Origin of the sequence: Enterobacter kobei, assembly GCF_001729765.1 — a bacterium.
Lineage (GTDB): Bacteria > Pseudomonadota > Gammaproteobacteria > Enterobacterales > Enterobacteriaceae > Enterobacter > Enterobacter kobei.
Genome location: NZ_CP017181.1, coordinates 1,220,579 through 1,234,796 on the forward strand (window position 1 = coordinate 1,220,579; position 14,218 = coordinate 1,234,796).

General features: G+C 59.6%; 14 protein-coding genes and 1 pseudogene. 8 read left to right on the plus strand and 7 right to left on the minus strand.

Going from position 1 to position 14,218, the window contains the following annotated elements; genetic code table 11:
• Positions 1-60 precede the first annotated feature (60 nt).
• Positions 61-2,166 (plus strand): pyruvate/proton symporter CstA, encoded by a 2,106-nt coding sequence (gene cstA, locus BFV64_RS05760; RefSeq protein ID WP_045281624.1) that lies wholly within the window; start codon positions 61-63, stop codon positions 2,164-2,166.
• Positions 2,167-2,225: 59 nt separating this feature from the next.
• Positions 2,226-2,423, plus strand: a complete 198-nt coding sequence (locus tag BFV64_RS05765) for a YbdD/YjiX family protein (protein WP_014169079.1) — start codon at positions 2,226-2,228, stop codon at positions 2,421-2,423.
• On the opposite strand, the pseudogene BFV64_RS25250 reads toward BFV64_RS05765, so the two are convergent.
• From BFV64_RS25250 to BFV64_RS05775, 3 genes and pseudogenes are all read right to left on the minus strand, one after another.
• Positions 2,420-2,494: pseudogene (locus BFV64_RS25250) on the minus strand (helix-turn-helix domain-containing protein); the annotation flags it as partial. The gene BFV64_RS05765 and the pseudogene BFV64_RS25250 sit on opposite strands and share 4 nt — an antisense overlap.
• A 61-nt stretch (positions 2,495-2,555) precedes the next feature.
• Complete coding sequence (locus BFV64_RS05770) at positions 2,556-3,299, minus strand: SDR family NAD(P)-dependent oxidoreductase (RefSeq protein WP_014882958.1); 744 nt, start codon at positions 3,297-3,299, stop codon at positions 2,556-2,558.
• 59 nt (positions 3,300-3,358) lie between these two features.
• Positions 3,359-4,447: an oxidoreductase gene (locus tag BFV64_RS05775; protein ID WP_045281623.1), complete on the minus strand. Its 1,089-nt coding sequence runs from the start codon at positions 4,445-4,447 to the stop codon at positions 3,359-3,361.
• A 159-nt stretch (positions 4,448-4,606) separates the two neighbouring features.
• Between BFV64_RS05775 and BFV64_RS05780 the strand changes: the two genes are divergently transcribed.
• From BFV64_RS05780 to BFV64_RS05795, 4 genes are read left to right on the plus strand one after another with little or no spacing between them, the layout of a single operon-like run.
• Entirely contained in the window at positions 4,607-6,109 is a 1,503-nt protein-coding gene (locus tag BFV64_RS05780) for a sugar ABC transporter ATP-binding protein (RefSeq protein WP_032637214.1), read from the plus strand.
• Positions 6,106-7,101, plus strand: a complete 996-nt coding sequence (locus tag BFV64_RS05785) for an ABC transporter permease (RefSeq protein WP_023332366.1) — start codon at positions 6,106-6,108, stop codon at positions 7,099-7,101. The genes BFV64_RS05780 and BFV64_RS05785 overlap by 4 nt, the downstream gene beginning before the upstream one ends.
• 19 nt (positions 7,102-7,120) lie before the next feature.
• Complete coding sequence (locus tag BFV64_RS05790; RefSeq protein ID WP_023336903.1) at positions 7,121-8,185, plus strand: sugar ABC transporter substrate-binding protein; 1,065 nt, start codon at positions 7,121-7,123, stop codon at positions 8,183-8,185.
• Entirely contained in the window at positions 8,182-9,423 is a 1,242-nt protein-coding gene (locus BFV64_RS05795; protein ID WP_014882963.1) for an LVIVD repeat-containing protein, read from the plus strand. Before BFV64_RS05790 ends, BFV64_RS05795 begins: the two co-directional genes overlap by 4 nt.
• Positions 9,424-9,485: 62 nt before the next feature.
• Here BFV64_RS05795 and mtnK read toward each other — a convergent pair whose 3' ends face one another.
• Positions 9,486-10,685, minus strand: coding sequence for an S-methyl-5-thioribose kinase (gene mtnK / locus BFV64_RS05800; RefSeq protein WP_014882964.1), 1,200 nt, complete (start codon positions 10,683-10,685; stop codon positions 9,486-9,488).
• A gap of 104 nt (positions 10,686-10,789) precedes the next feature.
• On the opposite strand from mtnK, the gene mtnA reads away from it, so the two are divergent.
• The gene (gene mtnA / locus BFV64_RS05805) at positions 10,790-11,806 is read left to right on the plus strand and encodes an S-methyl-5-thioribose-1-phosphate isomerase (protein ID WP_050863294.1); all 1,017 of its coding nucleotides are present in this window, start codon (positions 10,790-10,792) and stop codon (positions 11,804-11,806) included.
• 42 nt (positions 11,807-11,848) lie between these two features.
• Positions 11,849-12,319: an SRPBCC family protein gene (locus BFV64_RS05810; RefSeq protein WP_014882966.1), complete on the plus strand. Its 471-nt coding sequence runs from the start codon at positions 11,849-11,851 to the stop codon at positions 12,317-12,319.
• 52 nt (positions 12,320-12,371) lie between these two features.
• Here the strand turns inward: BFV64_RS05810 and BFV64_RS05815 are convergent, their stop codons facing one another.
• From BFV64_RS05815 to BFV64_RS05825, 3 genes are read right to left on the minus strand one after another with little or no spacing between them, the layout of a single operon-like run.
• Positions 12,372-12,914, minus strand: a complete 543-nt coding sequence (locus BFV64_RS05815) for a 1,2-dihydroxy-3-keto-5-methylthiopentene dioxygenase (protein ID WP_014882967.1) — start codon at positions 12,912-12,914, stop codon at positions 12,372-12,374.
• Positions 12,911-13,600, minus strand: coding sequence for an acireductone synthase (gene mtnC, locus BFV64_RS05820; protein ID WP_014882968.1), 690 nt, complete (start codon positions 13,598-13,600; stop codon positions 12,911-12,913). The genes BFV64_RS05815 and mtnC overlap by 4 nt, the downstream gene beginning before the upstream one ends.
• A complete protein-coding gene (locus tag BFV64_RS05825; RefSeq protein WP_014882969.1) occupies positions 13,597-14,211 on the minus strand; it encodes a methylthioribulose 1-phosphate dehydratase in 615 nt (204 codons plus the stop codon). The genes mtnC and BFV64_RS05825 overlap by 4 nt, the downstream gene beginning before the upstream one ends.
• Positions 14,212-14,218: the final 7 nt, after the last annotated feature.

Here is a 14,218-nt window from a genome sequence, read left to right on the forward strand (position 1 = left end):
TGCCGTTGTTCTAGAAACAAAATGTAACATCTCACTGTTTCACAACAACGGATAACCACAATGAACAACTCAGGGAAATACCTTACATGGGCAGGGCTCTCCGTTGTGGGAGCTTTTGCCCTGGGCTATATCGCCCTCAACCGGGGGGAACAGATCAATGCGCTCTGGATCGTTGTCGCCTCCGTCTGCATTTATCTGATCGCGTATCGTTTTTATGGCCGCTATATCGCGAAAACCGTCCTGGGCGTTGATGCGACGCGTATGACGCCTGCCGTACGTCATAATGACGGTCTGGACTACGTCCCGACCGACAAAAAAGTGCTGTTCGGTCACCATTTTGCGGCGATTGCCGGGGCGGGTCCACTGGTGGGGCCGGTGCTGGCGGCGCAGATGGGCTACCTGCCCGGGATGATCTGGATCCTCGCGGGCGTGGTGCTGGCGGGCGCGGTGCAGGACTTCATGGTGCTGTTCGTTTCCACTCGCCGCGACGGCCGTTCACTGGGTGAACTGGTGAAAGAGGAGATGGGGGCAACCGCCGGGGTGATTGCCCTGGTGGCGACCTTTATGATCATGGTGATCATCCTCGCGGTGCTGGCGATGATTGTGGTGAAAGCGCTGACCCACAGTCCGTGGGGGACGTACACCGTCGCGTTCACCATACCGCTGGCGCTGTTTATGGGGATCTACATTCGCTACCTGCGCCCGGGCCGCATTGGTGAAGTGTCGGTGATTGGCCTGGTGTTCCTGGTGTTCGCCATTATTTCCGGCGGCTGGGTGGCGGAAAGCCCGACCTGGGCACCGTTCTTCGACTTTACCGGTATACAGCTGACCTGGATGCTGGTGGGGTATGGCTTTGTGGCTGCGGTACTGCCGGTATGGCTGCTGTTGGCCCCGCGTGACTACCTCTCTACGTTCCTGAAAATCGGTACCATCGTCGGGCTGGCGATCGGCATTCTGATTATGCGTCCGACCCTGACCATGCCTGCGCTGACTAAGTTCATCGACGGTACCGGCCCGGTCTGGACGGGCAACCTGTTCCCGTTTCTGTTTATCACCATCGCCTGCGGTGCGGTGTCTGGTTTCCACGCGCTGATTGCCTCCGGGACCACGCCGAAGATGCTGGCGAATGAAAATCAGGCCTGCCTGATTGGCTACGGCGGTATGCTGATGGAATCCTTCGTCGCCATTATGGCGCTGGTTTCCGCCTGTATTATCGACCCGGGCGTCTACTTCGCGATGAACAGCCCGATGGCGGTACTGGCCCCGGCCGGGACCGCTGACGTCGTGGCGTCTGCTGCGCAGGTGGTCAGCGGCTGGGGCTTTGCGATTACCCCTGAAACGTTGACGCATATCGCTAATGAGGTGGGCGAGCAGTCAATTATCTCCCGTGCGGGTGGTGCGCCAACGCTGGCGGTGGGTATGGCCTACATTCTCCACGGTGCGCTGGGTGGGCTTATGGACGTGTCGTTCTGGTATCACTTCGCCATTCTGTTCGAGGCGCTGTTTATCCTGACGGCGGTGGATGCCGGTACGCGTGCGGCGCGTTTTATGCTGCAGGATCTGCTGGGGGTGATCTCCCCGAACCTGAAGCGTACCGATTCGCTCCCGGCTAACCTGCTGGCGACGGCACTGTGCGTGCTGGCATGGGGCTACTTCCTGCATCAGGGCGTGGTGGATCCGCTCGGCGGCATTAACACGCTCTGGCCGCTGTTCGGTATCGCTAACCAGATGCTGGCAGGCATGGCGCTGATGCTCTGCGCAGTGGTGCTGTTCAAAATGAAGCGCCAGCGCTATGCGTGGGTGGCGCTGGTGCCGACCGCGTGGCTGCTGATCTGCACCCTGACGGCAGGCTGGCAGAAAGCCTTCAGCCCGGATAACAAAGTGGGCTTCCTGGCGATTGCCAACAAGTTCCAGGCGATGATCGACAGCGGCAAGATCCCGGCGCAGTACACCGAGTCTCAGCTGTCGCAGCTGGTGTTTAATAACCGTCTGGATGCCGGGCTGACCATCTTCTTTATGGTGGTGGTCGTGGTGCTGGCGTTGTATTCTCTTAAAACCGCGCTGGCAGCATTGAAAGTGGATAAGCCAACGGCGAAAGAGACACCGTATGAGCCAATGCCTGAAAACCTGGAAGAGATTGTCACCCAGGCGAAAGGGGCGCATTAACCAGTGTGCCGGGTGGCGCTAGCGCTTACCCGGCCTACATTTTCTGTGAGACCAGAACGATGTTCGACACCCTCTCCAAAGCAGGTAAGTACCTGGGCCAGGCCGCCAAAATGATGATTGGTGTGCCGGACTACGACAACTACGTTGAACATATGCGCGTCAACCACCCGGACCAGACGCCCATGACCTACGAAGCCTTTTTCCGCGACCGCCAGGACGCCCGCTACGGCGGCAAGGGCGGGGCGAAGTGCTGTTAACCCTCTTTTGGTAAATAGAGGCTGATCTGCTCCTGCTTGCAGCCGTAAATTGCCGCCAGCTCCTGACGTGAACCGTCGAGAGCGCTCGAAAAGGCCTCTGCCGGACGACAGAGGCTTGCAGAAAATATGCGATCAGGCGTTCAAACCGCCGTCCACGTCCAGACCGGTACCGGAGATCTGCCCGGCGGCCGGGCTGGCGAGGAAAGTGACTGCCGCCGCGATGTCTTCCGGCTGACCGTAATGGCCGACCGCAATCATCTGGCGCTGGGCTTCCGCCTGTTCCCCGTCCTCCGGGTTCATATCGCTGTTGGTCGGACCGGGATGCACCAGGTTGACGGTGATGCCGCGCGGGCCGAGATCGCGCGCCAGGCCGCGGGTAAGAGAGTTGAGAGCCGACTTGGTCATGGAGTAAACGGCAATACCGGGCATGGCCACGCGGTTTGCCAGGCAGCTGCCGATGTTAATGATGCGCCCGCCGTCAGACATGTGCACCAGCGCTTCCTGAATGGCGATCACCACGCCGCGGATGTTGACGTTGATCAGGGCGTCAATGTCAGCCAGCGTCATGGACTCCAGCGGGCCACCGCGCGCGATCCCGGCGTTGTTGACCAGAATGTCCAGCCCGCCGAGCGCGCGCGCCGCATGGGTGACGGCATCCTGAATCGCCTGCGCGCTGGCGCTGTCAGCCTGTACGGCTTCACCGTATCGGCCAAGCGCTTTTATCTCATCGGCGACCGCCTGGGCTTTATCGGCTGATTTTTCATACGTTATAACCACATCGGCACCGGCGCGGGCCAGCGACAGGGCTATCGCACGGCCCAACCCACGGCTGGCACCGGTAACCAGCGCTTTCTTACCTGTTAAATCGATCTGCATGATGACCTCGTTGCGAGAGAGTGGTGAGAATCATCATTAGGTATAGACGGTCGGCGCATTTAACGGGGGAATGTTTCCACCTTCTCAAACGCGGCGCGCAGAACGTAAGGGGTTAACTCAACGGGCAGATAATGAATCGACTCCACCGGACGCAGAGTGTGGGTAATAACCTTATCCAGCGCGTCGCGGTTATTAATATCAACGTCCAGTTCGCGTAGCCGGGTCGGCAGGTTAAAGCGTTGATAGGCCGCCACCAGCTGCGCCAGCACGTCGTCCTGGCCGAGCAGGGCGCTTTGCACCAGAATGCCGTAGGCCACCTTGGTGCCGTGCAGGTATTTTTCCGTCTGCGGCAGCACGGTTAACCCGTTATGTACGGCATGCGCCGCCGCCACGCGGGTGTAGCGCTCGCCCAGACCGCCGACCATTCCACCGCCGGCAACGATCGCATCCACTACGTCCCGGAACGCCTGCGATAACTCGCCACGCTGTTGGTCTGCCAGCGCTTCCTCGCTGCGTTCCAGCAGCACGTCGCGGATCGCCAGCGCGCTGTTGATGCCCAGCCGCACGGTCAGGGGCAGGTTTTCCGGCTCAGGTGCCAACACAACCGCTTCGTACCACTTCGCCAGCGTGTCGCCGATGCCCGCCAGCAGGTATTCCGCCGGGGCATTGAGAACGATCTGCGGCTCCACCAGCACCAGGAAGTTCGCGTCGTCGAAAATCTCAAACTGCAGCGCCTGGCCTTCATCGTTGTACCAGACGGAAAGCGGGGTCCACGCCGCGCAGGTCGCGGCGATGGTGGGGATGCCCACGAACGGTACACCTGAACGGCGCGCCACGGCTTTGACGGTATCCATCACCGCGCCGCCGCCGATGCCTATCACCACGCTGACGTCGCTGCCGGCTTCATTCACCAGGTGGCTGACGTCGCGCTCGCTGCAGTGGCCCTTAAACAGCAGGTGTTTTGCCCCCGGCGCGTCAAAGCTCGCTGGCAGGAAAGGGCGCGCGGCTTCGATGGCGCGCTCGCCGTAAATCCACACCGCGCGGGAAAGCTGCTCCGGCGTGAAGAAATCATTGAGATGCGCAAGGCTGCCTGGGTGGGAGAAGTAGTTCGCCGGGCCGGGCACGACGCGGATATCGGTATTGCTCATGGTGTTGTCCTTTTTTAGCACGCGCTAACCCGATGTTATGTCTGGACATCCGGATGGCTAATAATATTTCGCTTTATCTTATGCCTTTTCCGTCGTTGTCAGTCAACCGGCGCTGTGAAAAATTCGATAAATCAGAAGAGTAATGAAGGATTTACGCGGATGGTTTCCAGTCGCCTTGAGATGCGTGGTATCAGCCTGGCCTTTTCCGGCTTTCAGGCGCTGTCACGGGTGGACTTTACCCTGAGCGGCGGGTCGGTGCATGCGCTGACCGGCGCCAACGGCGCGGGGAAATCGACGCTGATGGCGGTGCTGTGCGGAACGCACGATCGCTATGAAGGCGAGATTTGCATTAACAACCAGTCGGTGACGATCCGCGAGCCGCTGGACGCCAAGCGGCTGGGCATTCACCTTGTGCAGCAGGAAGTGGACGTGGCGCTGATCCCGGGGCTGAGCATTGCCGAGAACATCATGCTCGACCAGCTTGCGCAGCCCGGGCACCGCTTCAGCTGGCGTGCGGTTCGTCACCAGGCGAGACAGGCGCTGGCGCAACTGGACGTGTCCATGGATGTTCGGCGATCGGTCGACAGCTGCACGCTTGCTGAAAAACAGCAGATTTTGCTGGCGCGGGCGCTGTCCCATCATTGCCGTTTTTTAATTCTGGATGAACCCACCGCACCGCTGGATGCACACGAAAGCGAGCGCCTGTTTGCGGTGGTGAGACGCCTGCAGCAGCAGGGCATCGGCGTAGTGTTTATCTCACACCGTATTCACGAGCTGAAAGCCATCTGCGACACCCTGACGGTGCTGCGTGACGGCAAGCTGATTGAGTCCGGCCCGATGGCCGATCTCAGCGGCGAAGCGATCGTTGAGAAGATGCTTGGCCACGTGCTGAGCGATATTTACCCGCCTGCTCGCCCCCCGCACAGCGACGAAACGTTGCTGCGCGTAGAGGGCCTGCACGATGACGCGCTGCTGAAAGATATCTCCCTTCACCTGCGCAAAGGCGAAATTCTGGGCATTGCCGGGCTGGCGGGCGCGGGCAAAACCGAACTTTGCAAGGCGCTGTTTGGCGCCACGAAAAGCCGGGTGGCACAAGGCGAATTGAATCATCAGCCCTGGAAACCGCACGACCCGGCCGACTCGGTGCTGCGCGGGCTGGCGCTGGTGCCGGAGGAGCGGCGCAAGGAGGGTATTTTTATCGACGAGCCCGTGAGCATGAACCTTGCCGTGTGCGCCGATAACAGCTTCTCGCGCTGGAGCCTGTTTGGTCATCGTCAGGCGTGGCGCTGGGCAGAAGAGGTGATTGACCGCGTCGGCGTGCGCGCGCGGGGGCCGGGGCAGGTGCTGCGCCGTTTGTCCGGCGGCAACCAGCAGAAGGTCGCCATCGGTAAATGGCTGCGTAATGATGCCAGCGTGCTGATTTTCGACGAGCCGACTAAGGGCGTGGACGTGAAAGCCAAAACCGATCTGTTCCAGCTGATTGACGGCCTGGCGCGCGAGGGCAAAGGGGTGATTTATGCCTCGGGTGAATTTGCCGAGCTGGTCGGGCTGTGCGACCGCATCTGCGTGCTGTGGGACGGACGTATCGTGGCGGAAATCGCCGGGGCCGAGGCCCGTGAAGAGACACTACTTTATTATTCAACCGGAGGATCGGCGTCGTGAGTAAGGCCCTTTCAGTGACTGCGGCGGCGTCAGGCCGTCAGCATATTTTCGATTTTCTCTACAAGTGGGGCATGTTGCTGACCGTCGTCGCGCTGGTGGCGGTGTTTGGCCTGGCCTCGGACAACTTCCTCGATCCGAACAACATCATCAACATATTGCGCGCGATCGCCATCGTGACGGTGATTGCCATTGGCGTATCGATTTCGCTGACCGTCGGCGGGTTCGATCTCTCCGTGGGATCCACCGCGTCGCTGGCAAACGCGCTGGTGATATCGCTTTTCGTCTGGCACGGCTTCGGCACTACCGAGTCGATTCTGATTACCCTTGCGCTCTGCACGCTGGTGGGGCTGTTCAACGCGTTTCTGATCGTCATCCTGCGTATTCCGGACATGCTCGCAACCCTCGCCAGCCTGTTTGTGATCCAGGGCGTGGCGATGACTTACAGCTATGGCGGGTCGATTACCGAAAACATGGTGCTGCCGAGCGGTGATATGGCGGAAGGGACCATTCCGGCGGCGTTCAGCCTGCTGGGGCAGGTGCCGACCATCGTCATCATCATGCTGGTGGTGACGGTTCTCGCGCAGCTGGGATTGTCCCTCACCACGCATGGCCGACGCATGTACGCCATCGGCGGCAACCCGGAAGCCGCGCGCCTCTCCGGTATTCGCACCACGCGCTACAAGGTGGCAGCTTACGTGATCGCCTCGCTGCTGGCGGGGCTGGGCGGGATTTTGCTGGCCTCGCGCATTGGCTCGTCGCAGGTGAATGCCGGGGGCGGTTATCTGATGGATGCGGTGGCCGCGGCGTGGATCGGCTTCTCGCTGGCGGGTTCCGGCAAGCCGAACGCGCTGGGGACGCTGGTTGGGGCAGTTATTCTCGGCGTGCTGTCGAACGGGCTGGTGATGCTCTCCGTGCCGTATTACGCCATGGACATTATAAAAGGGCTGGTGCTCGCGGTGGCGCTGGCGATGACCTACATACAAAAACGCTGATAACACAACAGGATAAAAAATGAAAAAAATTGCACGCTCATTGGTAGCACTTGGATTATTGACTGCGCTGCCAGGCTTCGCGGCCACGCCCGCACCGGTGCCGGCTGCCATTGCGAACCACGAGGGTCCGATCCGCATCGCGGTGATCCGCAACCTCGGCTCCGACGACAACACCACGCAGTTTGTGGCGGGGGCGATTCAGGAAGGGAAGAAACTCGGCTTTAAGGTCAGCACTTTTTTAAGCAACGGGGACGATGCCAAATTCCAGGACTTCGTGAACCAGGCAATCAGCCAGAAGTACGACGGGATTATCCTGTCTCAGGGGCGCGATCCGTACTCCACCGCGCTGGTGAAGAAGGCGGTGGATGCCGGGATTAAAGTCGCCGTGTTTGATACGGCGGTGAACGGCGAGATCCCGGGCGTGACCGTTACTCAGCAGGATGATGCTTCGCTGACGAACCTCTCCTTCGGCCAGCTGGCGAAAGATTTCAACGGAAAGGCCAATATTGTCAAGCTGTGGGTGGCGGGCTTCCCGCCGATGGAGCGTCGTCAGGCGGCGTACAAGGAACTGCAAAAACAGTATCCGGAGATCAAAGAGCTGGAATCCATTGGTGCGGTCTCCTCTGACGTGCAGGGGGATACCGCCAACAAGGTGGGCGCTATCCTGGCGAAATACCCGAAAGGAAAAATCGACGCTATCTGGGGCACCTGGGATGCCTTCAGCCAGGGCGCGTATAAGGCGCTGAAAGAGAACGGGCGCACCGAGATCAAACTCTACAGCATCGATATATCTAACCAGGATCTGCAGCTGATGCGCGAGCCGGGCAGCCCGTGGAAGGTAAGCGTGGCGGTGGATCCGAAGTTGATTGGCGCAACCAACGTGCGTTTGATCGCCAATAAGATTGCCGGAGAAGCGACCCCGGCAACCTATGACTTTAAAGCCGCTGCCATTCCGCAGGCGCTGCTGACCGCCCAGCCGGGTGGGGTGAACGTGGCGTCGCTTGGGAAAATCATTCCGGGCTGGGGCCAGACGGACGATTTTATCGCGCCGTGGTTTGCGACGCTGGAAGCTAAAAATAAATGAGTGTGCTCCCTACGCCCGAATACAGCCGCAATATGCGGCTGATTGGCCATAGCGACCAGGGCGGTCGCCCGGACGGCGTGCAGCTGATGGTGCATCGCGGTTTCGCGTATATCGGTCATATGGTGTCGCAGGGTTTTTCCATCGTCGATGTGCGCGACCCGGAAAAACCGAAAGCGGCAGGTTATGTTCCCGCGCCGCCCGGCACCTGGAACGTGCATTTGCAGGCGCATGACGATCTGTTGCTGGTGATCAACGCCCGGGATCTGTTTGCCGATGCCCGCTTTGCCGATGAGAAGGTTTACTACACCCGTCAGGTGGGGGAGACCGTCAGCGACGTGCGGGACAAAGGCTGGAGCGCCGGGCTGCGGGTGTTTGATATCTCTACCCCGGACAAGCCGCGTGAAATCGGCTTTCTTTCGCTGAACGGCATCGGGATCCACCGCATCTGGTACGTCGGCGGGCGCTGGGCGTACGTGTCGGCGCTGATTGACGGCTTTACCGATTATATCTTTCTGACCATCGATCTGGCCGACCCGCGCAAGCCTGAAGTGGCGGGGCGCTGGTGGCTGCCGGGGATGAACCAGGCCGAAGGGGAAAAGCCCAGTTGGCCCGAAGGGAAGCGCCACGCGCTGCACCACGCGATTATCGCCGGCGATACCGCCTATGGGAGCTGGCGCGACGGTGGTCTGACGCTGCTGGACGTGAAAGACCGCACTCAACCAAAGCTGATTAGCCATCGCAACTGGAGCCCGCCGTTTGGTGGCGGGACGCATACCGCGCTGCCGCTGCCGGACCGTTCCCTGCTGGTGGTGCTCGACGAAGCGGTGCTGGATAACCAGGAGGATGGGGAGAAGCTGATCTGGCTGTTTGATATCCGCGAGCCGTCGAACCCGGTGAGTATCTCGACTTTCCCGCAGCCGGATGAAACCGACTACGTGGCGAAAGGGGCGCACTTTGGGCCGCACAACCTGCACGAGAACCGGCCGGGGAGTTTTGTCAGCTCGACGCTGATTTTTGCCACTTACCAGAACGCGGGCGTACGCGCGTATGATATTTCCAACCCGTATCGCCCGGTGGAGACCGGTGCGCTGGTGCCAGCTGCGCCGGAAAGAATGATGGATACGCGGCCGAATCGCCCGCAGGTGATCCAGTCCTGCGACGTGTTTGTGGATGCTCAGGGGATTATCTACAGCACGGATTATAACGGTGGGTTGTCGGTGATTGAGTATTTAGGGTGAGTGCGGTTTGGTGCCCTCACCCGGACCCTCTCCCACGGGGAGAGGGAGAAAACCAGAAGCACTCAGCTGTACTGCCGCACGCGTGCCACCAGCTCTTCCGCGCTGTCGATGCGCTCGGCAATGACAATCAACGCCTTGCCGAGGGTAATCGCATGGCGCAGGCATTCGTGGCGCATGGCGTCATCCTGAATGGTGTCGATATCCGCGACGTGGGAAAGCCCGACGCTGCGGCGAATCAGTTCGGTGCCGCAGAAACCAATGGCGTCATGCCAGACCTTTTTCAGAAACGCGGAAGCATAGCCCGGCGCACTGAGCGCGGCGTCTCGCGTTTTTTCGTTTGCTAATGCCTGGAAGCGCTCCGCGAAGGTGTTCCACAGCGCCTGAATGTCGATCAGGCGCTGCTCGCGGGCGGCGGCGGCATCGCGAATACCCAGATGCCCCGGCAGGCCGCAGAAGTTGAGCAGCAGGTTGCCAATGGCAGTGCCGACGTCAAAGCCAATCGGGCCAACGTAGCCGAACTCGGCGTCAATGGCCTTCAGGCTGCCGTCCGCCACAAAAATGGAGCCGCTGTGAATATCCCCGTGCAGCAGCGCTTCAGCGTGTGAGAAAAAGCGATGCTTCAGGGAGGCCACGGCAATTTTCAACTGGGCATCGTCGCGCAGGGCGGCGACGTCATTTTCCAGCTCGACCGGGTAGTTGTTGCGTTCGTGGATCTGGTACGGATCGTTGAAGAACAGATCTTCGGTGATCTCACACATCTCCGGGTTGATGAATTTCGCTACCTGCGCTTTTTTCGCGTGCGGATGCAGGTAGAAATCGCTGGTGTGGAACAGCGTGTATGCGAGGTATTCACCCAGCTGACGCGCGGCCTGAGGATAGTGATTGTTTTTAATCAGCTCGCCGCGCCAGATGCGATGGCTGGAGAGATCCTCCATCACCATCACCGCCAGTTCCGGGTCAAAGTGGTGGATTTTCACGGTGTGCTGCGGGCTGTGCTGGTAATGCTCGACCAGGGTTTGCGCCTCCAGACGGGCGCGGTCCAGCGTCAGCGGCCAGGACTCGCCGACACAGCGCACGTAGGGCAGCGCCTGTTTGACGATGACGCGGCTTGTGCCCTGGGCATCGAAAATTTTGAAAACCAGATTGAGGTTGCCGTCGCCCACTTCCTGCGCCTCCACCAGCGAGGAAGGATCGTCGAGTCCACCAAACTGCCTGGCATACTCCACGGCGTCCTGAGGGGTAAAGGTACGGTATTGCGACATGGCCTGCTCCTCACGAGTTTGCTAATAAAGACATGTAGACGTCTATACATCTGGATTTCATCCTGACACAATGTGCTACAACAACGCAACAGGGAATTAACGACATGCAGACATTACAGACGACCAGCCTGCGGGTGGCGGATAATCAGCTCTTTATTCTCGACCAGCAGGCGCTTCCGCAGGAGAAACGCTGGCTTGAGGCCTCCACGGTAGAGACGCTGGTCGGGCATATCCATGCTCTGCGCGTGCGCGGTGCGCCGCTGATTGGTCTCTCTGCAAGCCTGCTGCTGGCATTGCTGGCGGAAAGCGGCAAAAGCCGTGATGAACTCGCCGTGGCGCTGGAAACCCTGCGCGCGTCCCGCCCGACGGCGGTGAACCTGATGAACAACCTTGACCGTATGAAGCTGGCGCTCTGGCAGGAAGATTTCGTTTCGGCGCTGGTGTCTGAAGCGCTGCGCCTGATTTCTGAAGACAGGCAGTTGTGTGACGCTATCGCCCGCGCGGGCAGCGCGCTGGTGACGCCCGGTAGCCGCCTGCTGACCCACTGCAACACCGGCGGGCTGGCAACGGCGGGCGTGGGCACGGCGCTGGGCGTGATTGCCCGCGCCTATCAGGAGGGAAATGTCAGCAACGTCTGGGTGGATGAAACCCGTCCGCTGCTGCAGGGCGGCAGGTTGACCGCGTGGGAGCTTGGCGAGCTGGGCGTGCCGTATCGGCTGATTACCGATTCCATGGCCGCCAGCCTGATGGCAAAAGGGGAAGTGGACGCCGTGTGGGTAGGGGCCGATCGAATTGCCGCTAACGGCGACGTGGCGAACAAAATCGGTACCTATTCCCTTGCGGTGCTGGCGAAATTCCACGGCATTCCGTTCTACGTGGCTGCCCCGCAAACAACCCTCGACCCGGAGTGCCCGAACGGAGATGCGATCCCGATTGAGCAGCGCGCCGCCAGTGAGGTGACGGGCGTTGCGGGAAGCTTTGGGGCGGTGCAGTGGGCGCCGGAAAACGCCCTGGTCTATAACCCGGCGTTTGACGTTACGCCAGCCTCGCTGATTAGCGGCTGGGTGCTGGATACGGGCGTAGTGACGCCGGAAGAGGTGGCAAACGGGAAATTCGCCTGAGTCCGGCTATCCTTTAAGGGGTTCCCTTTAGAGGACGATATCGTGACGCTTGATCCTGATACTGACTTAAAACTGGAGCGCGTGGTGGATGCACCGCGCGACCTGCTGTGGCTCTGCTGGACCACGCCCGAGCACATCAAAAACTTCTTCATTCCTGCTCCCCATAAAGTGACCGAATGCGACCTCGACCTGCGCGTGGGCGGTCGGTTCAATACCGTATTTGAGGTGGACGGACAGCGGATGGATAACCGGGGTGTGTTTCTTGAAATCGACCCGGGAAAAAAACTGGTCTTTACCGACGGTTATACGGAAGGCTGGAAACCGGCCGAGAAGCCGTTTATGACGGCGATTTTGCTGCTGGAGGAGGTGGGCGAGGGCAAAACCCGCTATACGGCAATTGCGCGCCACCCGACGAAGGAAATCCGCGAGCAGCATGAACAGATGGGCTTCCACGAAGGGTGGGGGATTGTGCTGGATCAACTGGTGGGGTATGTGAAAGGGCTTAACGCGTAGTGCGCGTTAAGCCCTCACCCCAACCCTCTCCCACAGGGAGAGGGAGAAAAGATTATGCCAGACGTGGATACGCATCCGCGATCGCATCACCGGTAAACTGCGCCACCCAGCCTTCCGGATTGTCGAAAATACGAATCGCCGTAAAGTTCGGCTCTGAGCCCATATCAAACCAGTGCGGCGTGCCGGCGGGAACGGAAATCAGATCGTTTTTCTCGCACAACACCTGATAGACCTCATCGCCAATGTGTAGGCAGAACAATCCCGCGCCTTCCACGAAGAAGCGCACTTCGTCTTCGCCGTGAGTATGTTCGCTCAGGAACTTTGCGCGCAGCGCGTCTTTTTGTGGGTTATCGGCCCGCAGGCTGATGACGTCCCAGCTCTGATAACCTTTCTCTGCCACCAGTTTGTCGATCGCATGCTGGTAAGCCTCAATCACCGCCTCCGGGGCGGGATCCTGACCTAAATCGCGGTCCGCGTCCCAGCGTTCAAAACGTACGCCTTTGGCGTTGAGCTGCCGGGCGATCTCGGCGGCGTCGGTGCTGTGCCACTTTGGTTGACTGGCGTCTTTATCAGAATAGACAGTTAATGCGCTCATGAAGGGATCTGCTCCGGGTTTATCTCGTCAAACTGGTGGACCTGATGGTGATGGCTTGCCCCGTCATCATCGCCGCGAATCAGCTGCAGGGTACGAAAGCCTGCCTGTTCAGCCGCGTCCAGCTCCTGATGAATATCTGACAGGAACAGGATCTGCGACGGCGCGATGCCCGTTTGGGCCGCAATGTTCTGGTAAGACGCCACCTCGCGCTTGGCGCCGATGTGGGTATCAAAATAGCCGCTGAACAGATGAGTAATATCACCTTCGTCGCTGTAGCCAAATAACAGTTTCTGTGCGGCGACCGATCCCGAGGAATAAACATAGAGATCAATCCCTTGCGCTTTCCATTTTTCCAGCGCAGGCAGGACGTCCGGGTAGAGGTGGCCGGTAAAGTCGCCATTCACGTAGCCATCGTGCCAGATGATCCCCTGCAGCGCTTTGAGCGCCGTGGATTTACGGTCTTCATCCATAAAGGCAAAGAGGGCGTCAATAAGCTCGCTGACGCTGGCGTGCGGGTTACCGATTTCATCGCGCAGATTGTCCAGAATGGATTTGACCGGCTCGGCGTACTGCTGCGCGGTGACGAACGCCGCCAGCCGCTCACGCGCGTAGGGGAACAAAACATCGTGGACAAAACGGATATCGCTGGTGGTCCCTTCAATATCCGTCACAATTGCGCGAATCATACTCTCTCCAGTTGTCGTAAACGCATTTCGCATTCAAAAAGAAATTCCAGTCCTTCCAGATGACGGCGGGCCTCGGCCACATCGCGTCCCCAGCAGGTTAAGCCATGACCGCGCAGAAGAAAACCATAATTAAGCGGGCGTTCCTGCGCGTAATGGGCGATTCGCGAGGCGAGGGCGTCGATATCCTGGTCATTATCAAACACCGGGATGGAGACGGTATCCAGATGGGTGGCCTGTCCGGTAAGCGATTTTTGCATCTCAAAGCCGCTGATGTTCAGCTCGGTTTCCCTGACCAGACGTGACAGCACCGTCGCGTTGACGGTGTGAACGTGCAGGACAGCGTTGGCCTCGGGGAACAGGCGATAAATGAGGGTGTGTAGTCCGGTCTCTGCCGACGGCTTGCGGCCTGACGGCGCACGGTTTGTGGCGATCTCAACCTGCAGAAAATCCGCCGTGGTCAGGCTGCCTTTGTCTTTACCGGATTCGCTCAACCAGCAGAGGTGTTCATCCTGTCGCACAGACATGTTGCCACCGGTGGCGGGTGCCCAGCCTTTGGCGCCAATCCAGCGGCAGGCGTCGACAAGTTGTGTGAGTTGCAGGTTGTCTGCCATTGCCTTT

Coding starts and splice junctions, on each gene's coding strand:
- cstA (WP_045281624.1), top strand. CDS start 61: ATGAACAACTCAGGGAAATACCTTACATGGGCAGGGCTCTCCGTTGTG.
- BFV64_RS05765 (WP_014169079.1), top strand. CDS start 2,226: ATGTTCGACACCCTCTCCAAAGCAGGTAAGTACCTGGGCCAGGCCGCC.
- BFV64_RS05770 (WP_014882958.1), bottom strand. CDS start 3,299: ATGCAGATCGATTTAACAGGTAAGAAAGCGCTGGTTACCGGTGCCAGC.
- BFV64_RS05775 (WP_045281623.1), bottom strand. CDS start 4,447: ATGAGCAATACCGATATCCGCGTCGTGCCCGGCCCGGCGAACTACTTC.
- BFV64_RS05780 (WP_032637214.1), top strand. CDS start 4,607: ATGGTTTCCAGTCGCCTTGAGATGCGTGGTATCAGCCTGGCCTTTTCC.
- BFV64_RS05790 (WP_023336903.1), top strand. CDS start 7,121: ATGAAAAAAATTGCACGCTCATTGGTAGCACTTGGATTATTGACTGCG.
- BFV64_RS05795 (WP_014882963.1), top strand. CDS start 8,182: ATGAGTGTGCTCCCTACGCCCGAATACAGCCGCAATATGCGGCTGATT.
- mtnK (WP_014882964.1), bottom strand. CDS start 10,685: ATGTCGCAATACCGTACCTTTACCCCTCAGGACGCCGTGGAGTATGCC.
- mtnA (WP_050863294.1), top strand. CDS start 10,790: ATGCAGACATTACAGACGACCAGCCTGCGGGTGGCGGATAATCAGCTC.
- BFV64_RS05815 (WP_014882967.1), bottom strand. CDS start 12,914: ATGAGCGCATTAACTGTCTATTCTGATAAAGACGCCAGTCAACCAAAG.
- mtnC (WP_014882968.1), bottom strand. CDS start 13,600: ATGATTCGCGCAATTGTGACGGATATTGAAGGGACCACCAGCGATATC.
- BFV64_RS05825 (WP_014882969.1), bottom strand. CDS start 14,211: ATGGCAGACAACCTGCAACTCACACAACTTGTCGACGCCTGCCGCTGG.